This window comes from Actinomycetospora termitidis (genome assembly GCF_030286555.1).
GTDB lineage: Bacteria > Actinomycetota > Actinomycetes > Mycobacteriales > Pseudonocardiaceae > Actinomycetospora > Actinomycetospora termitidis.
This window is the reverse complement of the sequence record NZ_JASVWF010000013.1, coordinates 1-18,802: the sequence shown is the minus strand read 5'-3', so window position 1 is coordinate 18,802 and position 18,802 is coordinate 1. Positions and strand designations below refer to the sequence as shown.

General features: G+C 69.8%; 17 protein-coding genes. 10 read left to right on the top strand and 7 right to left on the bottom strand.

Annotated features, from left to right (window positions below; genetic code table 11):
* Window positions 1-237 precede the first annotated feature (237 nt).
* Window positions 238-411 carry a hypothetical protein gene (locus QRT03_RS31870; protein WP_286057203.1) on the top strand — a complete coding sequence of 58 codons (174 nt, stop codon included), beginning with the start codon at window positions 238-240 and terminating at the stop codon, window positions 409-411.
* A 693-nt stretch (window positions 412-1,104) separates the two neighbouring features.
* Here QRT03_RS31870 and QRT03_RS31865 read toward each other — a convergent pair.
* A complete protein-coding gene (locus QRT03_RS31865) occupies window positions 1,105-1,764 on the bottom strand; it encodes a hypothetical protein (RefSeq protein WP_286057202.1) in 660 nt (219 codons plus the stop codon).
* Between the two features lie 226 nt (window positions 1,765-1,990).
* Here QRT03_RS31865 and QRT03_RS31860 point away from each other — a divergent pair, with 226 nt between their 5' ends.
* Window positions 1,991-2,161 (top strand): hypothetical protein, encoded by a 171-nt coding sequence (locus tag QRT03_RS31860; RefSeq protein ID WP_286057201.1) that lies wholly within the window; start codon window positions 1,991-1,993, stop codon window positions 2,159-2,161.
* A gap of 208 nt (window positions 2,162-2,369) precedes the next feature.
* Here QRT03_RS31860 and QRT03_RS31855 read toward each other — a convergent pair whose 3' ends face one another.
* Window positions 2,370-3,128, bottom strand: a complete 759-nt coding sequence (locus QRT03_RS31855) for a hypothetical protein (RefSeq protein WP_286057200.1) — start codon at window positions 3,126-3,128, stop codon at window positions 2,370-2,372.
* A gap of 431 nt (window positions 3,129-3,559) precedes the next feature.
* On the opposite strand from QRT03_RS31855, the gene QRT03_RS31850 reads away from it, so the two are divergent.
* From QRT03_RS31850 to QRT03_RS31840, 3 genes are all read left to right on the top strand, one after another.
* Window positions 3,560-4,027, top strand: coding sequence for a DUF732 domain-containing protein (locus QRT03_RS31850; RefSeq protein WP_286057199.1), 468 nt, complete (start codon window positions 3,560-3,562; stop codon window positions 4,025-4,027).
* Between the two features lie 121 nt (window positions 4,028-4,148).
* A complete protein-coding gene (locus QRT03_RS31845; RefSeq protein WP_286057198.1) occupies window positions 4,149-4,307 on the top strand; it encodes a hypothetical protein in 159 nt (52 codons plus the stop codon).
* Window positions 4,308-4,854: 547 nt separating this feature from the next.
* Window positions 4,855-5,163, top strand: a complete 309-nt coding sequence (locus QRT03_RS31840; RefSeq protein ID WP_286057197.1) for a hypothetical protein — start codon at window positions 4,855-4,857, stop codon at window positions 5,161-5,163.
* Window positions 5,164-5,660: 497 nt separating this feature from the next.
* On the opposite strand, the gene QRT03_RS31835 is transcribed toward QRT03_RS31840, so the two are convergent.
* Window positions 5,661-7,733, bottom strand: coding sequence for a PDDEXK family nuclease (locus QRT03_RS31835; protein WP_286057196.1), 2,073 nt, complete (start codon window positions 7,731-7,733; stop codon window positions 5,661-5,663).
* Window positions 7,734-8,321: 588 nt separating this feature from the next.
* The gene (locus QRT03_RS31830; protein ID WP_286057195.1) at window positions 8,322-8,642 is read right to left on the bottom strand and encodes a DUF6247 family protein; all 321 of its coding nucleotides are present in this window, start codon (window positions 8,640-8,642) and stop codon (window positions 8,322-8,324) included.
* Between the two features lie 234 nt (window positions 8,643-8,876).
* Here QRT03_RS31830 and QRT03_RS31825 point away from each other — a divergent pair, with 234 nt between their 5' ends.
* Window positions 8,877-9,761, top strand: coding sequence for a hypothetical protein (locus tag QRT03_RS31825; protein ID WP_286057194.1), 885 nt, complete (start codon window positions 8,877-8,879; stop codon window positions 9,759-9,761).
* Here the strand turns inward: QRT03_RS31825 and QRT03_RS31820 are convergent.
* Complete coding sequence (locus QRT03_RS31820; protein WP_286057193.1) at window positions 9,758-10,621, bottom strand: ABC transporter permease; 864 nt, start codon at window positions 10,619-10,621, stop codon at window positions 9,758-9,760. The genes QRT03_RS31825 and QRT03_RS31820 overlap by 4 nt on opposite strands.
* Window positions 10,618-13,560: an alpha/beta fold hydrolase gene (locus QRT03_RS31815; RefSeq protein ID WP_286057192.1), complete on the bottom strand. Its 2,943-nt coding sequence runs from the start codon at window positions 13,558-13,560 to the stop codon at window positions 10,618-10,620. The genes QRT03_RS31820 and QRT03_RS31815 overlap by 4 nt, the downstream gene beginning before the upstream one ends.
* Window positions 13,561-13,828: 268 nt before the next feature.
* Between QRT03_RS31815 and QRT03_RS31810 the strand changes: the two genes are divergently transcribed.
* The 4 genes from QRT03_RS31810 (at window position 13,829) to QRT03_RS31795 (ending at window position 18,225) form a co-directional block, all read left to right on the top strand.
* Window positions 13,829-14,851 carry a TerC/Alx family metal homeostasis membrane protein gene (locus QRT03_RS31810; RefSeq protein WP_286057191.1) on the top strand — a complete coding sequence of 341 codons (1,023 nt, stop codon included), beginning with the start codon at window positions 13,829-13,831 and terminating at the stop codon, window positions 14,849-14,851.
* A 73-nt stretch (window positions 14,852-14,924) separates the two neighbouring features.
* Window positions 14,925-16,139: a hypothetical protein gene (locus QRT03_RS31805; protein ID WP_286057190.1), complete on the top strand. Its 1,215-nt coding sequence runs from the start codon at window positions 14,925-14,927 to the stop codon at window positions 16,137-16,139.
* Window positions 16,140-16,258: 119 nt separating this feature from the next.
* Window positions 16,259-17,182: an ABC transporter ATP-binding protein gene (locus tag QRT03_RS31800; RefSeq protein WP_286057189.1), complete on the top strand. Its 924-nt coding sequence runs from the start codon at window positions 16,259-16,261 to the stop codon at window positions 17,180-17,182.
* Window positions 17,179-18,225, top strand: a complete 1,047-nt coding sequence (locus QRT03_RS31795) for an ABC transporter permease (protein ID WP_286057188.1) — start codon at window positions 17,179-17,181, stop codon at window positions 18,223-18,225. Before QRT03_RS31800 ends, QRT03_RS31795 begins: the two co-directional genes overlap by 4 nt.
* On the opposite strand, the gene QRT03_RS31790 is transcribed toward QRT03_RS31795, so the two are convergent.
* Window positions 18,226-18,802 (bottom strand): HNH endonuclease signature motif containing protein (locus tag QRT03_RS31790; RefSeq protein ID WP_286057187.1); only part of this gene is annotated, 577 nt, incomplete at its 5' end. It lies immediately after the preceding gene.

Here is an 18,802-nt window from a genome sequence, read left to right as displayed (position 1 = left end):
TCGACCTGCAGCTTTGCGGGGTGTGCGCACAGCTTCGGGCGAGAGCCGGAGGCGGTGGGGGCGGCGGCGCTGTCGGTCGGGCCTGTCAGGGTCGACGTGACGAAGACACACTCCTCGGACGATCCGGGGCGCAGGATCAAGCAGTGGCGTCGGAGTGGCTCACCAGGTGTGCTGTGGGCGTTTCATTGCGGCGTTTGCTGAACGCATGGCCTGTGTAAGCCGCGCGATGGAACTGACTTGCCGACGACGCGCACGATGCTCGGCTATACGCTGCTCATGCTCGGCCATGCGCTGCTCGTGCTCAGCCATTCGACGGTCCGACTCTTCTCGGGTCGGTACGTTCGCCAAAATGGCGGCTATGCGCCGCTCGTGCTCGAGCTGCCGTGTGGAACTCGGCAGCGCGCCGAGTGACCGCGAGTCGGATCTCTACCTGTCTAAGGTCCGGTCCGCCGAGTGGGAGGCCCTACGGTTCCTGACCGCTGAGAAGGTCGCCTGCGGCAGGCTACGACTCATGCGATCCCGACGACGGCAATCACACAGAATGGGGCGGGGCATGAGCGAGCTGCTGGACCCAGAACAGGCCAAGGAGCCGACTCCGACGAGGAAGCGTTGGACCCAGCGACCGGTGTTGATGGTCGCGCTCGGAGCAGGCGGAGTGCTGGTAGTCCTCGGCCTCATGGCTGCGGTCGTCGCCGGCTTCGCGACCGCGGAGCGCCGTACGAACGGTTCAGCCAGAGAACTCTCGGCAGCAGACCGGCTACGGAGTCGGCTATCGCGCCATCCAGCAGTACCACGCGGAAGGGCTGGAGATCGAGCGTGCAGCGCGCATCTGTCGCGTGGGCGCCTCAATGAACGGCACCAGCCTCGGATCCGACACGCAGATCGGGATGCTTGGTGGTTGTGCCGACGCTCTTCACGACGTCTACGACGACTAGAGGGGGCGATTAGAAGGACCGCGCCTCGGCTGGCCGATCGTCCTCGTCCGCTCCCTGAGCCGTGAACGCTCGCGTGGCGTGGTCCATGCCAGCCTTCGCCAAGGTGACGGCCCGCCGGTCGGAACACCTCTGCGTCGCGGGACTGATCTCGTGCGCAGCGACCGTCCGCTCAGCGGCGGTGGTGATGCTCGAGCCCCCATGCGGCGACCGCGGCCACTCCGGCCCACTGGACCGGGGTGAGGGGGCCGTAGCGACGGTTCAGGACACCAACGGCTCCGCCCGGAGTGCGGATCGGCGCGCCGCCCAGTCCGTCGGAGTACGACCAGATCGCCGGTCGCGGCAGACCGTTGAAGGCTCCGCCGCTGGAGAACCGACACGCTTCGGTGGCGACGTCGTAGCCCGTGGCCGGCCGCCACCCGAGCTCGACCTCCATGCGGTAGTTCCGCTCGAGCTGCGCGAGGAATGCGCGCTGAGCGGCCCGCTGCCGCTCCTCCTTGTCCGCCGCCGCCTCGGCGCGCCCCAGCCTGGCCGCCGGGGTGTTGAACAGGATGAGGAGGAAGAAGGCGAGGCCGGTGGCGATCAAGAGGTAGAACGCGGGTGCCGTCCGCGAGGTGAGCGCCTGGACCGTACCGATGACGACGGCCGCGAAGGAGACGATGCCCAGGATGAGCGCCGCGATGTGGACGTCGGTGCTCAGGGGCGGGGTCGTGCGGGCGCCTTGTGTCGGCGCCGCTGTCATTCGCCGAGCGCCGAGCGGAGCAGCACCGACGGCAGCCATCGCCTGGCCGGGTGCGCTGTCGTAGGGCTCCGCGGCCGCGTGTCGTCCCATGCTGATCCCCCTCGAAGATCCCGGTCGTCTCGGTAACGGGTTCGGAGGCACGCCGCGGCCCGTTAGCTCGCACCACTCGAACGAGTGACAGCCAGGGCGCGTGATTGAGCCGCGAGACCGAGGCGCCCATCGATACGGGCGGACCCGCGAACCTCTCTCTACAGACGTAACGGACGGCGCCGAACGGCGATACCTCGTCGACATTCGCGTGCGAGAAGGGCTCCAAATGAGCAACGAGACGATGAAGCCGGTCGGACCGTCGAGCTACTCCGAGAGGAGGCTCCTCGAGATCGCGAAGGCCGCGGACTCGATCGCGTTCTGGGTGCGGCTTTGGTCGATCCTCTCGATCGCCGCCTTCGTGCTGTGGATCGTGGTCATGGCGCTGAGCTCCCGGTGAGCGAGTGGCTGATCGTTTTCGTGCTGATCGCGCTGGTCGCCCTCGTGGTGTTCCTCGCCCGCAGCTCTGGACGCAAGCGCGACCGATGGTGAGGTGAGCAGGCGATTGACCGGCTTCGAGCCGCCACGCCCACGAGGCCAGGCGATCGCTTCCATCGGGACTTTTCCGCCGGGCGCCCGGGAGCCCGTGGCGGTTCGGGCCCGCGCGCTCACAGTGACGCTTGCCAGTCCCGGACGAGGCGGCGTAGCAGGATGCGGGCGTCCTCGATGGTCGCCGTCCCCTCGGTGCGCTGGTGTGCGGCGTGCCTGGCGTCGTCGCCGCTGCGGTGCTGGTCGTTGACCACGTCGGCGAAGTTCTTGTTCTCCTCCGAGCTGAACCATCCCTGCCGCAGGAACTCACGCTGGGCCGCGCGCCGGTCGTATAGGCCGGTCACCTCCCGCCGAATCAACTCGAAAATCTTCCACATCGACGCTGGTGACAGTTCATCGTCCCGCGCGAGCAGATCGAGCACCTGACGCAGCACGGGGTTGCGATTGATCGCCTCGAAGTACGCTCGCGCCGGGGGTGGCGGTGGGCTCGGCGCGCCGACCCCGACGACGAAGGCCGACTCGCTGACGATCGCGCACTCGACCGACACCACGTTCATGGTGTTGCCTGGGCCGCTGTAGCGCCCCGTAACGGCCACCTTGCGAAAGGAGGCCCGCTCGGCCAGCGCGATGCCGTTCACGGTCCGCACGACCTGTTGCGCCTCCAGATGCATCCGGCCCGGCTTGTCCCAGAGCTGCTCGATGCGAGGACTGCGCAGCACCCACGTCGTTGCACCGTCGATCGTGGCCTGCTCGACGTAGTGCTCGGCACCCTTAGTCAGCTCAGCGAGGGCCTCCAGGTCAGTGGCGTTGCCCTCGAGGAAGGCGCCGACGGGGCGGAGAGTGAAGGCAGCCTCATCGTAGTCCGAAGCGCTCGTCATGCTCCTGCACGCTAGCGCGGGGGTACGACAGCCTCGCGCGCCAGCGGAGCGACGTCTTCCAGCGGCGCCCGCACCCGGTCTGACGAGCTCAACGCCTCCTCCCCTACAGGCTCGTGCCGCCGCGAGGAGGCCCGACCGCGCCACGGCTCGACACTGGCCTGCGTGGACCTGTTCGCTACGACAGTCGCCGCATCGATCGGGACCAATGACGCGAATCGGTAACAGCAGACAGCTAGATCCGATCACGAGGCATGACCTTCCAACCCGTACCCGGGCCGCCGTCTTGGATTCCTCCGCAGCCGCCCGGTGGTTGGGCCCAGCCCCGCAACACCCTTGCCCTCGCTGGGTTCATCTGCGGGCTCACCGGCGCAGTGCTCGCCTGCATCCCGGTCGTCGGGCTGATCGGGTGGCCCGCGGCCATCGTAGGGATCGTGCTCGCAGCCCTGGGCCTGCAGCGGGCTCCGACGACAGGGCGTCGGGGGCGGGCCGTCGCCGGGCTGATCCTCGGCGTGATCGCCGTGCCCATCCTGCTCTTGAACACATGGGTGACCGTAGAGACGATGCCCACCGACTCCACGACCGTCGCCGCGCCCTCGGCCACCACGAGCTCGGCCCCGACGCACTCGGCGAGCGCCGGCGAGAGCTCGGCGGGCCAACCACTGCAGGACCGGGTCTTCCTCGAGACGCTCCGCAAGAGCGGGATTCAGTTCGCGAACGAGGCCGATGCCACCGTCTCCGCTCGTCACGGGTGCGAGTCGATGGACGGTGGCATGACCCCGCAGAGGGTTCTCTCCAGCATCCAGGGCAGCGGCAGTTGGACCCGCAACCAGGCAGGCGAGATCCTCGGCGCGGCCATCGGCGCGTACTGCCCACGCTACCTCTACCTACTCGGCAACTGACGCGACGCGGTTCGCGACCGCAGGCCCATATCGAGCCGTTAGTCCGGTTTGAGAGGATCTAGGGATGACTTCGGATTCAAGCACCGCCCACCCTGACCTCGAGGCGCGCATCGAGGCTGCCGTGAAGTACGCCAGCGCCAAGGAAGCGGCCTACGCGAGCAAGGGCGCCGAGGCGGACGGCGCCGAGCGGTTCGTGAACAGCATCTGGCAGAACTCCTACGCCACGGTGCGCGAGGTCCTGGAGGAAGTCCTTCGGCCCGGCACACACGCAAGCAGCTGACCCGCCGGATCTACTGGCGACGACCGGAGCCCTAGCGATTGATCCGCTGCTCGTACCCGGGCATCTCGTCCGCACGGTCCAGTCGACGCAGGATCTTCGCTTCCTGGACGTACGGGGTGTGGGGTTCTATAGCGCGGCACGGATCGTGGCGGCGGTTCAGGGGGCGGGCGATGGTGGCGCAGGTGCTCGAGGAGGTGGGGCCTTTCGCCCTGCAGGAGCTCATCGGCTCGGGCGGTTCTGCGGAGGTCTGGAAGGCCACCGACCGGCGCACTGCCCGCACCGTCGCACTCAACGTGCTCTCAGCGTGCTGGCGCTGCTCACCTGAGGCGGTCGAGGCGTCGCTCGAGGCGATCCGGCCGCACCCACCATGGACATGCGCCTGCCGCGTCTTGTGGGGGTACCGAAACGTCACCTAAGGGCACGAGAAGGCGGGAAGCACCCGAAAAGGCTGCGAGCGTCACGATTCGGGGCGTCTCTATGCCCGCTGTTCCACACACCGGCCGGTCGAGGCGTAACAACTCTTGCGACGCCAGCGACGACCGGGGCCATGCAGACTGTGGTGCTCGCGGCAGGTCATCCGTCGATCGCTGTAATGCTGTTGATGATCCTGCTAGAAATTATTCTCAGCGTGGGCGCCATATTCCTTTTCCTTCGGATGATGATGGGTGGAAGTCGGCGTCTATCGAATCAGTACGGCGCGGCCCAGGTTCAGGCTCAAGACGAGATGACCTATGAAGAAGCCCATGAGATCGCCGCAGCGGTCAACGCCGGCGAGATGCGGACCGTCCCGTCGCGCGACCAGCGGGCCTACCGTAAGGCCGTCGAGATGATCCAGCACCGGCGGTCAGACTTCTAAGACGCTCGGGGTCCAGGAGCGTTTTCGGGTTGAGACGCGTGCCCTGCACGCGCGTTCGATTGCCATCGCTTCTGAGCGACGGCACCCTGCTAGAGCATGACGACCCTCCGAACTTGGCTAATCTGCCGCGGCGAACGACGCGAACTCAGCTTGTGGGCGGTCGCACGCGGGCTGGAGCTAGACCGCAGTCACGTGGCAACAGCCCTGCAACAACGGCAGCGTCCGCGTGGTCCGTCCGGACGAAGGAGAACGAGCCGCACGCCCAGGTGAGGGCTGCGGCTCGAATGGGCTGGAACAGCTCTGGCTGGCTTTGGGGGCGAGGGGCCGGCCACTGTCGCCCTACTCAAGCGGGTCGGAGGGCAGACGACTCGCAGCGCCCGATGCCGCCATAACTCCGATTACCGCGCTAGTAGTGTTGGCTGAGATCGAGTCTGAATCGAACACAACCGCGATTCCTGCTTTGCCGCAGGCATTGAGAATTAAGTAGTGCTGTTCTCTCACGTCCGCTCCGTGGCCGCAACGCGTTGGAGAGACGCGCCCAACCCGCTGAGTCTCCGCTTGATGTTCAAGGGGGCGTCAGCCAGCTTGTACTTCTTCCCGTCCTTTATGGTTCCTCGCACTAGTTCATGGGCGAGAAACTCAAGGCACTCCTCGACTTCCTCCGAAGGAGGTCGGGGACTCATCTCTTTCCTCAGTGCGAAGTTGATGTTCTCGAGGCTCATGTACCCATCCATCAGGGGGTCCTCTTCAACGGCCTCCACATAAAGGAGGTCGATCAGCTTAAAGATGAGGGCAGAGGTTCGCTCGGCGGCCGAGTAACGTTCTTCAATATCGGCAAGGTCGTCTCCGGAGCGCTCGAACAAGATGCGAAGTTCGCCAAGGGTGAGTGGATTCCTGATGTGTCGACGCATTAGGCCTGTGAGATCCTCGACAGTAAGCAGTGTGAAATTGTTCGATGCAGACCAAACTCGTACTCGATCGGCGAAATCTGGTCCCACAATCAAGCCGAAGTCGGCCCTGCTCGCACGCTGATGATCCTTCAGGGCATCAAACTTAACGTGGTTGTCTGAGATGATCCCGCTCGCCGATGACTTCGCATCGACGATCACGCGATAGCGATCTTTCTCAGGTAGCAAGGCGTCAAGGACAACGTCGGTCCGACCACTCCCGCCAAGATGCCTGCTCGCAAAGCCGAAGAACTCGAATGCGCGCGCGATAGCGATCTCGAAGTCGCGGCTGGCGTCGCTCCGATGGGAGAACCCAAACAGATCAGCTACTACTTGATCGAAGTCGTTTCGAACTACGGTTGCGGGAGTAGTGGGCTCGGTGCGCTCCACCTCGTCCGTAGTCTGGTCATAAGTTGGAGGAGATTCGAGGGGTAACTGGGCAGCGACGGCCTGGCCAAGCGCAGATGCACGATAGCGAGTCCAGTCGATTCTTTCCACGAGTTCCGCGTCCAACATGAAGCCGAGTCGAGTGCGCACATCGGCGTTGTCGATCTGAGGTAGGGCGTAGGTGGTTTTTGCTACACGCACTATCTCGTTAACTGGAGTTGGCTGTTCGATCTCTGCGAGGAGCTCGCCGACGAAGCGGTACCGGGTGTGTAGGTATCTCAGAAAGTCGACTTCGTTGCCGGGTTGGGCCAGCTCTAGCACCTCACTGATCGGTCCGAACTCATTAAAGGCTACAGACTCGACAACTCGCATTTGACGGAGAGTCTGTAAAGTCTGAGATGCCGACGCCTTCTTCATCCCAAGTTGGTCTATGCATTTTCTGTAGAAGAGGTCTGCGCGTGACCGTTCGCCTAGTAGGTCAATTAATGTCCGGATCGCTTCGAGTGGTGATTGAGACGCTGCATCCGACTCGCGGTCGGGGGCTTTCCGTCCTCGTGGGATGTAGCCGATCAAGACTTTCCGCTGCTGTAGTTCAACTTTGCCGAGCGTTGCCAAGAGTTCCGCTACGTTGTCGCTTGGGGCGGCAATATCTTGCGTGGCGGTGACCGTGCCGGCGGCTTGTCCCATAGCGACGTCGGCAGAAGTGATGTCGATGCGATCTAAGAACCTATTGCCGCGATCGGTCAGGACAAATTTGTACGCCTCCCATCGCTCAACCAGACCTAGAAGCTCCATCCAATTGATCCGGGCATAAAGTTGCGTTGTGCTAGTCCAATGTAACCCGAATTCAGCTGCCAAGGATAAGAACTCGGCTTTTGAGTGCATCCGTTCGATGGCTTCGAGAAGCTCGCCGAAGAACTTCGTGTTCGCGTGGAGATGCTCCGCCAGGTCGTCAGAGGCTGGGTCGTCAAGCCAACTCTGAACCACCTCTGAGAGCGTCCACATCCCGTTAGTGTCGCGCCTGGTCAAACCACCCCGCGAGAGTTGGTCCTGCGTGATCTTCTCAATCGGTACCTCTTGATCAGGGCCAGAAGCGCGGCGGACGCGAATCAACTCGCCGGCCTGGCGGGGAAGTTGCTTAGCAATGTCAAGCAGAGACTCGCGACGCTCGCCCTTCTTCCCCGGAATGATAGAGATCGTGTTGGAGCGCTCCGCCCACGGTCGTACCTCGATCATCTTCTACCCCCACCGGCGATAGCTCTGTTGCGACGCCAGCCGAAAGTAGCAAGCACCCCTGACAGCCTCGGCCCAGCGGGCAGGCGGTGCGAGGGGTACCTGATGAACGAGGTCGAGCTCTGGGGTTCTTCACAGGACCATCGCGGCACGGCACGGGACGGGAGCCAGACTCGCGGCCGCGACGGGTTCCTGTGGTGTGGGGCGGACAGTCCGCGACAGCGTCCACGGGGGTTGGGTCTTGTTTGAGGTGGAGCGATAGCGCCATTTATCGCGCTACCTGAGGGTGGGCGATGAGGTCGCTATCGGATCTACGAGCGGTCGCCGTCGAGCCGGATGAAGGAGACGTCGTCGAGCTCGATGCGCTGGGTGTCGGCGTGGAGGCGGTAGACGATCTGGCCCCGTCCGAGCCCGAAGGTGCTAGGCGTGCCGAGTAGCCGGGCGCGTCGACGTCGATCAGGTCGGCGTCGAAGGGTCGGGTAAGGACGAAGACGAGGGCTGCCTCGTAGTCGTGCCAGACGCGGCGGGGTAGGTCGTCGATCTGAGCGGCGACGTGGGGGAGATGCTCCTCGAGCTCGTACACCTCGAGCCTCAGATGTGGGCCTTGGCCCGGGTCACCTCGAGCGGCTCGTCGTCGGGCGAGGCGACGCCGGTGGTGCGTTCGGCGATCTGCCGCGCCAGGCGTCGGAACCGCCGGCGGTCGGCCTGGAGTACCGCGATCCCGCGCCAGCGTTCGACACAGTTCCAGATGCGATCCTCGCCGCCGCCGGCACGAGCGTCGCTCAGTGCTGCGTCGAACCGTTCGCGGTCGGCGGGCAGGAGGTACTCGCGGATGACCTCGGGCGCTGCCCCCGGAGCGAGGGCCTGGAGGTCAGGCTCCGGCTCGTCGTGCAGGCTCTCGGTGGCGACCACGCGGTGACGGTACCCCGAGGCACCGACAGCATCGGCCCGCTCGACCCTCTCCCCGGACGTTCTCACGCATCGCCGCCACTGTGGCGAGGTCGATCACCGAGTGGACCGGGTCACTGCCGTCGGACCGTCACGAAACGGCAACGGCAGACGATGATGCACTCGGCACCGTCACCCGTCAGGGCGGCCTGCCGTGCCGAGAGCCCGGGGACTCCGACAGTGACGAGGTGCGACGTGGTGGCACAGGCGACACCGGCCGCGGAGGAGACGCCGCGCGAGGACACGACCGGCTCGGCCGAGCGCTACGTCGAGGTGCTGGCGGGTCTCCCCGGTGCCGAGCACGTCGCGGTGGTCGACGTCTCGGGGCAGCACGTCCTGGGCGAGTGGGGCGGGCCGGAGGGCTCGGCCGACGCGCTGCTCGAGCGGGCCCACGCCGCCGCCTCCCGGACGGGGCGCCGTGAGCTCGAGGACGTCGTCTCGACGACTCCGGCCGCCTTCCACCTGTCACGCCTGGTGCTCGCCGGTCCCGGTCACCCGGAGTCGGTGTGGGTGGGCCTGCGTGTGAACCGCGAGCAGGGGAGTCTCGCCTGGTCGAAGGCTGCCCTCGCGGGGCTGGACGGCCCCCTGGCTCCCCTCGCGACCCGGATCCCGACACCGCGCGAGGCGCCTCCCGGCCCCGAGGCGTCGCCCGAGCCGCCTGCTCCGACGGTCGTGCTGGCACCGGCGCCGCTTCCGTCCCCGCCTCGAGCGGCGGGGAAGGTCCACGTCACGCTCACGGCGCGGGTCGCCACCCCGGTCGTCGTCCAGGAGCCGGCCGCCGACCCCTCGGAGGTGGCGACCACCGTCGAGCTGAGGCTCCCCGAACCGGCCGCCCCGGAGCACCAGCCCGAGCCACCCGCCGCCCCGGGCCCGCGCAGCTCGTTCGCCCCGGTCCTCACCGTGGCGGCGCCGCCCTCGCCGGTCCCGGACGACGGCACCACGGAGGAGCCGGCGCCGATGCCCGCCCCGGTCGTCTACGCGCCGGACCCCGCGGACGAGGGACCCACCCCCGCCGCCCCGTCGGACTCCGAGGAGCCCCGGGTCACGCGGAAGCTGATCCACGGCCTCCGTCGCAAGTCCTAGCTCGTGATGTCCTTGCGCCGGAACCACCACACGGCGGTGGCTCCGAACGCCGTCGCCCAGACGAAGGCCGCGAGGACCCCGCGGGCCATGTCCGTGCCGTCGACGTCGGCGGTGAGCAGGTCGGTCCACGCGAACGCGTAGTGCGTCGGCAGCACCTGACGGATCGAGCCCAGGGCGTCCACGGTGTCGAGGATCTGGGACAGGATCGACACCAGCACCGCCCCGCCGACCGCGCCGAGCGGCGCGTCCGTGGCCACCGACAGCAGCGTCGCGACGCCCGCGACCCACGTGAGCTGCAGCGCGATGTAGACCACCGCGAGCGCCAGGCGGAGCACCCCGGCGCCGTAGGGCAGCGTCTCGCCGGTCGGCGAGGCGAACGCGCCGTCGCCGTAGACCAGCGTCCCCAGCGCCAGCGCCACCAGCGGCAGCACGCCGATCACGACCGCCGAGAGCAGGCTCGCGACGATCACCTTCTGCCGTAGCAGCCGCACCCGCGGCACCGGGATCGCGAGCAGGTAGCGCAACGACGACCACGACGCCTCGCTCGCCACCGTGTCGCCGAAGAACAGCGCCACGACCACCACGAACAGGAAGCTCGCCGACGAGAACAGGGCGAACACCACGAAGTTCGGGCCGGAGGTCTGCGCGAGGTCGGTCAGCGACAGGCCCGCCTGCCCCGGCGAGGACGAGTTCCCCACCGAGAACGCGATCCACAGGATCACCGGCAGCAGCGCGAACAGCGCCAGCGTGATCTGCGTGCGCCGCCGTCGGAGCTGGCGGAGCAGCTCGATCCGGACCGGCAGGGTCCTTCCCGACGATTCCCGGCGCGGCCCGAGCCGCCGGTCGGCCAGCTCCGTCATCGCCCGTCCTCTCCGATCAGCGCGAGAAATGCGTCCTCAAGGCGGCGCCTCGGACCCACCCCGACGACGGCGATCCCCGCCTCCACCAACGTCCGCACCACGGTCGCCCGCTCGCCCTCGGTGCTGCCGCTCTCCGCGATCACCACGTCCTCGCGCTCCGGGTCGGACTCCGCCGCGAACCCGGCGTCGCGGAGCACCACGACGGCCCGGTCGCGGTCGCCCGCATCGCCACCGACCGCCACCGCGACCTGCCCGCCCGCGACCAGCTCGGCCACCTCACCGCTCGCCACCACCTCGCCGCGGTGCATCACGACGACGTGGTCGCACGTCTGCTCGACCTCGGCGAGCAGGTGGCTGGACACCAGCACGGTGCGGCCGCCCGAGGCGGCGTAGTCCTTCAGCACCTCGCGCATCGCGTGAATCTGGGGCGGGTCGAGGCCGTTCGTCGGCTCGTCGAGCACCAGCAGGTCGGGCAGCCCCAGCATCGCCTGCGCGATCGCGAGCCGCTGGCGCATGCCCTGCGAGTACGTCCGGACGACGCGGTCGACGGCCGTCCCGAGCCCCGCGATCTCCAGGGCCTCGTCCATCCGGGCCTCGCCGAGCGGACGCCCGGTAGCCGCCCAGTACAGCTCCAGGTTCGAGCGCCCCGACAGGTGCGGCAGGAAGCCCGGGCCCTCGACGAACGAGCCGATCCGCCCGAGCACGGGCGCACCCGGCGTCACCCGCACCCCGAAGACCCGCAGCTCACCCGACGTCGGGCGGAGCAGGCCCATCAGCATGCGCAGCGTCGTGGTCTTGCCGGCACCGTTCGGCCCGAGCAGCCCGAGGACCTGCCCGCGCTCCACCCGGAACGACACGTCCCGGACCGCCATGAACCCGTTGCGGTACCGCTTCGCGACCCCGCGGACCACCAGCGGGACGTCGACGAGCTCGGGATCGACCGCGAGGTCACCGCCCGGTTCGAGGTCGCGCCGCCGACGGCGTGCGGCCACGATCCGCCCGACCACCACCGCCACGACGACACCGACCAGCAGCACCCCGATCGCGATGATCGGCCCGAGCGGCACGGTCGACCCGCCGGTCTGCGACCCCGGCACGTCCGGGACCGACAGGGCCGGCGACGCGAGCGCCACCCGGTAGACGGCGGGGTCGGCGGGCGAGGCGAAGCCCTGGTCGGTGGTCGCGAGCGCCACCTCCAGGCGGTGCCCGGCCTGCACGGTCGCGACGACGGCCGGGAGCGTCACCGTGACCGTCGTGGCCGCCCCGCCGGGCGGCAGGACGGGCAGGCGCACCGGGGCCACCGCGTTGCCCAGCAGTGTCCGGGTCTCCGGTGAGCCGTTCTGCCCCGGCGTGACGTCGTAGACCTTGCCGAACAGCACCGGCCCCGACGTCGGGGCGGGTGCTCCGGGCGCGGTCGAGCCGGTCGCCGCGACCGAGACCCGCACCTGCGGAGACCCGGAGACGACGGTGCGCTCCGCGAGCGGGGCCGTGCGGAACGTCGCGGCCTGGCCGGGCAGGTCGGTCGCGAGCCGGCCGAGCAGGGCGCTCGCTCCTCCTCCGCCGCCACCGCCCTGGCCACCGCCGCCCTGGCCGGACCCGCCGTCGTCGTCATCGGAGTCGTCACCCGAGCCGCCACCCGAGCCGCCGGCGGCCAGCCCCGAGAGCCCGGGGATCGACGACACCGAGCCCGGGACCCCACCCGCCGGGGCGACGACCGACTGGGCCTCTCCGGACAGGGCGAGCTCGGTGCGCGGGGCCGGGTCGGGCGTCTCGCCGGGCGCGACCAGACCGGGGTAGGACGGCGCCGTGACGATGCGCTGGGTCGGCGCCGAGCGGCTGCGCACGCCGGAAGGCAGGGCGTAGGTGAACGTCGTCGGGGGAGCGGTGGTGGCCGCGCCACCCGCCGTCGTGCCGAGCAGGTAGTGGTCGAGCCAGCCCGAGATCCGGGCGTTGGTGCGGCCGTCCGGGGACCCGCCGTCGTGACCGCCGTTGAACCAGGCGACGGCCACGGTGCCGCCGCCGGCGGCGATCGCCCGGGCGTTCGCGTCGGCCTGGTCGAGACCGAAGAGCGTGTCGTTCTCACCCTGCACGAGCAGGGTCGGCGCCTGGATGCGGCCGGCGACGGACGCGGGGGAGGACCGGGCCAGGTACGCGGCGAGGGCGGCCGGCTCCCGGCCCGTCCGGACGGCCTCGACGTAGCCCGCGCAGATTTCGGGCAGGAAACGCCCGCACACGTCGGGGGCCTGCCCGGCTGCCGTCGTCCGGGAACCGATGCCGAAGAACAGCGACGCCCACGACCGCTTGAACACCCCGTCGGCGGCGTTCGCGCCGACCGCGGGCGTCACCGGGGTGACCGGAGCGGGGCTCGCGGCGTTCGGGAACAGCGCCTGCCCGAGGTCGTTCCAGGTGATCATCGGCACGGCGACGTCGACGCGGCGGTCGTACGCCGCGAGGAGCAGCGCCAGCGCCCCGCCGTAGGAGCCGCCCATGACGCCCACCCGCGCGTCGCCCGGCCCGTCGAGCGTCACCTCCGGGCGCTGCGCGAGCCAGTCGACGAGCTGTTGGGCGTCCGCGACCTCGTAGTCCGGGTTGTTCAGCGCGATCTGCCCCGTGCTCTGCCCGAACCCGCGGGCCGACCACGCCAGCACGACGTAGCCGCGGGCGGCCAGGCTGCGCGCCTCGCCGGCGACCGAGCGCTTGTCCGCCCCGAAGCCGTGGGCCAGCAGCACGGCCGGGGCCGGCGTGCGGGCGGGCAGGAAGAGGGTCGCGTCGAGGGACTGCGGCTGGTCGCGGGCCGGACCGTCACGGACCGCGATCCGCAGGTCCTGCGTGCGCGTCGCCCCGGCACCGTCGTCCTGCGCCGGCACGGCCTGCGCGGGAGCGGCGAGCAGCACCCCCAGCAGCACGACGAGGGGCAGGACGAGCAGGCGGATCACCACCGGAACCCTAGGTGGCGGCCGTGATGTCGGCGTGCGGAGCACGGCATGCCCACCTGAGAGTGAACTGTGTGACACCCCTCGTGAACGCTGAGGACGGCTGGTGGAATAGTCCGTCAGTGGAGGGGAGTATCCCCGGATCGCCTGCGGGCGCCTCGTCAGCACGACAGCGGAAAGATGTCCGGGGCGCTCGGTGCGCCGACCCCGTGCGGGTCGGGCGCGGGAGAGACCTCCGGTGTGGTGTCGACCGTCCCACCGGAGGACTGCTGTGTTGATCTCTGCTGCTGCGCCGGGGCCGCTGGCGCCCCCCGAGGGCGAGCCGTTCTGGATATGGGCCCTGACGATCGCCGGGCTGCTCGTCGTCCTCGCGATCGACCTGTGGGCCGGCCGGAAGCCGGCCGAGGTCACGATGCGCCAGGCCGGGCGCGGGGTCGCGATCTACGTCGGCCTCGCGGTCCTGTTCGCCGCCGCGCTGCTCGTGTTCGGCGGGCAGCCGAAGGCCACCGCCTTCATCGCGGGCTACGTCACCGAGTACTCGCTGTCGGTGGACAACCTGTTCGTGTTCCTGTTGATCATGACCGCGTTCGCCGTCCCCAAGGCCTTCCAGCACCGCGTCCTGCTCGTCGGCATCGTCATCGCCCTGGTCATGCGCGGCGGATTCATCCTCGCCGGCGCCGCGGTCATCACCCGCTTCTCCTGGGTCTTCTACCTCTTCGGCGCCTTCCTGGTGGTCACCGCGATCAAGGTCTGCCTCGAGAGCGACGACGGCGACGACGAGTTCCGCGAGAACCTCCTGCTCCGGCTCGTGCGCCGCGTGGTGCCGGTGACCGACGACTACCACGACGCCCGGCTCACCGTCCGCCACGCCGGCCGCCGGATGATCACCCCGATGCTCATGGTGATGATCGCCATCGGGCTCACCGACCTGCTCTTCGCCCTGGACTCCATCCCGGCGATCTTCGGGCTCACCAAGGACCCCTACATCGTCTTCACCGCCAACGCCTTCGCCCTGCTGGGCCTCCGTCAGCTGTACTTCCTGCTCGGCGGGCTACTCTCCCGGCTGGTCTACCTGCAGTACGGACTCGGCGTGATCCTCGCCTTCATCGGCGTGAAGCTCGTCCTCGAAGCCCTGCACTCGAACACCGTCCCGTTCATCAACGGCGGCCGACCGGTCCCCGTGCCGCTGATCGGGATCGAGCTGTCCCTCTCGGTCATCGTCGGCGTCCTCGCCCTGACCACCGTCGCCAGCCTGATCCGCACCCGGGCGACGAAGCGGGAGCTGGAGTCCGTCTGACCGGTTCACGGCGTCCCCGCCCCACGCCTGGCAGTCTCGTGGGGGAGTGGGTGGTCGTTGGGACGGAGCGTGGGTGCGGGAGAGCGGAGCAGGGCCCGTCGTCCGTGACGTGTCGCCGCCGGTGCATGCCGTCCGGCTGCGGCGGTGGTCGATCGTGGCGCTCGTCGCCGCGGTGGTCATCGCCGTCCCGGCCGTCGTCGCCGCGTGGCCCGCGTCCCCGGCCGTCGAGGTCGCCCCGGCCGAGCTCCGTGACCGCGTCGCCGCCTCGGGGAACCTGCCGTGGAGCGGGTACGCCGAGGCCTCCGGGGGCCTGAACCTGCCCGACGTCGCGCAGTTCTCCGACGTCACGACGCTGCTGTCGGGCACCTCGCGACTGCGCGCCTGGTACGCGGCGCCGGACTCGGTGCGCGTCGACCAGCTCTACCCCGGCGGGGAGCGCAGCCGGTACACGACGCCGACCGGGCAGGTCGTCTGGGACTACGGCGCGCAGCTGCTGACCTCCGTGCGCCGTGACCCGATCGTGCGGCTCCCGCGCCCGGACGACCTGCTGCCCCCGCAGCTCGCCCGGCGGTTGCTCTCCGGGACCCTTCCCGACGATCCCGTGTCCGCCCTGCCGTCGCGACGGGTGGCCGGCGTGGACGCCGCCGGCTTCTCCGTGCCCGTGGCCGACCCGCGCACCACCGTGGGCGCCCTCGACGTGTGGGCCGACCCGGCGAGCGGGCTCCCGCTCGCGGTGGAACTCCGGACGAAGAACGCGAGCGGCACCGTGGCCGACGCACCCGTCGTCCGGAGCGCCTTCCTCGAGCTCGACCAGGAGGCGCCGGACCCGGCGCTGCTCACCGTGCAGGCCGCGCCCGGCGTCGGCGTCACGCGCAGCCCCACCTCCGACCTGTTCGGTGTGCTCGGGCGGGGCAACCCGCAGGCCGTGCCGGCGAGCGTGGACGGGATCGAGCGGGTGCCGCCGCAGCGCGGGTTCGGGGCGATCGGCAAGTACGGCACCACGCTCGCGCAGCTCATCGTGGTGCCACTCCCTGCCGATCTCGCCACCTCGCTGCTGCAGAACATCGACGACGCCGGGTCGGCGGGCCGGTCGATCACGGTGACCCCGCCGCAGAACGCACTCGGCCGGGTCGCGAACGCCTCGGCCGGGGCGTTGGAGTCGCCGCTGCTCCGCCTCGCCGTCGTCCGCGTGGGCGATCGCGCGTGGGCGGTCGGTGGCCTCGTGACCGACGACGTGCTCGACCGGGCGGTGGCCGACATCGCCGACGACCAGGCAGGAGCTCCGTGACCGAGGCCCGTCGCTCGACCCGAGACGAAGCGCCGCGGAGCTCGACCGTCGGCACCGGCGTCCGCACCCCGAGCGACGCCGTGCCCGTCCAGCGGGCGCGCCCTCTCCCGGGACCGCCGGTGGACACGCCGCTGGTCATCGAGACCCGCGGGCTGACGAAGCGCTACGGCGCCCGCGCGGCCGTGGACGACGTCGACCTGCACGTCGCCCGCGGCGACCGCTACGGCTTCCTCGGCCCGAACGGCTCCGGCAAGACGACCATGGTGCGGATGCTGCTGGGCCTGGTGTTCGCCACCCGCGGCGAGATCCGGGTGCTGGGCCACGAGGTGCCGAAGGAGGTCCAGCAGGTCCTGCCGCGGATCGGCGCGATGGTGGAGGGACCGGCCGCGTACGGGCACCTCTCCGGGCGCGCCAACCTCGATCTGCTCGACGCCTCCGGTCCTGGTCCGCGCGCCGGCCGTCGGCAGCGGGTGGGGGAGGCGATGGAGCGGGTCGGGCTCGGCGGGGTCGACCGTCGACCCGTGCGCACCTACTCGCTCGGGATGCGCCAGCGCCTCGGGCTGGCCGGTGCGCTGCTCTCGCAGCCCGACCTGCTGATCCTCGACGAACCCACCAACGGCCTCGACCCGCACGGCATCCGCGAGATCCGCGAGCTGCTCATCGAGCTCAACGAGGAGGGCACGACGGTCTTCCTCTCCAGCCACCTGCTCGCCGAGATCGAGGCCCTCTGCACGACGGTCGGGGTGGTCGACCGGGGCCGGCTCGTCCTGGAGAAGCCGCTCGACGCCGTCCGCCACGTCACCGGTCGGGTGCTGCTCCGGACCCCCGACCCGGACCGGGCAGCCGCCGTCCTCGGCTCGGCGCTGGTCGACCGGGTTCCCGACGGCGGGTTGGTGATCGTCCCGGCGCACGGGGACGGCGCCTCCGGGCTGGCGCGGCACCTCGTCGGCGCCGGCATCCCGATCGACTCCCTGGAGCCCGAGACGGTCAGCCTCGAGGACGTCGTCGTGCGGATCACCGGGCCGGGGAGCGACCGCGCATGATCGTCGTCGAGCTGCGCAAGCTGTTCCGTCGGCCGCGGACCTGGGTGACGATCGGGCTGCTGTGCCTGCTGCCCGTCATCGTGGCGATCTTCCTGGCGTCCACCCGCATCGCGCCCAGCCCCGGGCAGGGCGCGGCGTTCCTGTCCGCGGTGCTCGAGTCGGGTTCCCTGTACCCGGCGGCCGCCCTGGCGCTCGTGCTGCCGATCTTCCTGCCCGTGGCGGTGGCGGTGGTCGCCGGTGACGCGGTGGCGGGGGAGTCGGGCGCGGGAACGCTGCGCTACCTGCTCGTGCGGCCGGTGGGCCGGACCCGTCTGCTGGTCGCCAAGCTCGTGTCGATCGTGGTCTTCGTCGTCGCCACCGTGGCGGCCGTCGCCGGGAGCTCGTACGTGACCGGGGTGACGCTCTTCGGCGCGGGCGACCCGGTGGCCGTCGTGAACGCGATCCCGCAGATCTCGGGTCCGGGCGGTGGCGGGTCGTCGAGTGGCTCCTCGGGCGGGGGATCGGGCGGGGGCTCGGCGAACGCCGCTGCACCGGCACCTGCGCCGTCCGGCGGCGGCTCGGCGAGCGCGGCCGACCAGGGCTCGGATGCCCCCGTCGGGGCGGCGCCCGGCGCGGCCTCGCAGCTCGACCCGACCGAGGCCCGGGAGCGCGCCGCCGACTCGGTCGCCTCGCTGTCCGGTGACCCCCTCTCCCCGGCCGACCTCGCCCTGCGCCTGCTCGGGGCGATGGCCTACATCACGATCTCCATGCTCGGCGTCGGGGCGATCGCGCTGTTCCTGTCCACGGTCACCGCCTCCTCGTTGGGCGCCACCCTCGGGGCCCTCGCCGCTCTCATCTCGTCCCAGGTCCTGGTCACCCTGGACGCGGCCGCGTCGGTCACCCCGTACCTGCCCACCCGCTACTGGCTGGCCTGGATCGACTTCTTCCGCGACCCGATCTTCCTGCGTGACATCCGCGCCGGAGTGATCGTCCAGGCCGCATACGTCGTGATCCTGATGCTCGCCGCCTGGGCCAACTTCACGACCAAGGACGTCGCCCAGTAGTCACGCCGCCGCGAGAGTCCAGGGTCGGTTGTGGCGGGGGGTCTGGGTGGGGTCGAGCCATTTCGGGGGGATGAACCAGGGCAGCCGTTGGTCCATCACGATCTGCCAGCCCGATCGGTGCACCAGCCCGTGGTGGTAGATGCACAGGCACACGAGGTTGTCGAGCTCGGTGTCGCCGTCGTGGCCCCAGTGCTGAATGTGGTGGATCTGGGAGTGGCGGGCTCTTCGGCGGCAGCCGGGGAAGGCGCAGTGCCGGTCGCGGGCCCAGATGGCGCGGCGGAGCCCGGCCGGTGGGGTGCGGGACTTGCGGCCGACGTCGAGGACCTCGCCCTTCGATCCGAGGACGATCGGGATGATCTCGGCGTCACAGGCCAACTGCCGCACGGTTTCGGGGCGGATCCAGGTGGCGTCGCCGAGCAGGGCCAGTGCCTTGCTGCGGTCGGCGAGTTGGTCGCGCAGGGTGTCGTAGTCGACGGTGACGGTCAGTTGGATCGGAGTGCTGTCCCCGGGCTTGCGCCGTCTCGGGTTACCCGGGCGCGGTGGTGACGGCGCTGTGGGCGGTGGCGGCTCGGCTTCG

Excerpts from the sequence above, each read along its gene's own strand:
- QRT03_RS31835 (WP_286057196.1), bottom strand. The coding sequence starts at position 7,733 with ATGATCGAGGTACGACCGTGGGCGGAGCGCTCCAACACGATCTCTATC.
- QRT03_RS31795 (WP_286057188.1), top strand. The coding sequence starts at position 17,179 with ATGATCGTCGTCGAGCTGCGCAAGCTGTTCCGTCGGCCGCGGACCTGG.
- QRT03_RS31840 (WP_286057197.1), top strand. The coding sequence starts at position 4,855 with ATGCAGACTGTGGTGCTCGCGGCAGGTCATCCGTCGATCGCTGTAATG.
- QRT03_RS31865 (WP_286057202.1), bottom strand. The coding sequence starts at position 1,764 with ATGGGACGACACGCGGCCGCGGAGCCCTACGACAGCGCACCCGGCCAG.
- QRT03_RS31820 (WP_286057193.1), bottom strand. The coding sequence starts at position 10,621 with ATGACGGAGCTGGCCGACCGGCGGCTCGGGCCGCGCCGGGAATCGTCG.
- QRT03_RS31855 (WP_286057200.1), bottom strand. The coding sequence starts at position 3,128 with ATGACGAGCGCTTCGGACTACGATGAGGCTGCCTTCACTCTCCGCCCC.
- QRT03_RS31860 (WP_286057201.1), top strand. The coding sequence starts at position 1,991 with ATGAGCAACGAGACGATGAAGCCGGTCGGACCGTCGAGCTACTCCGAG.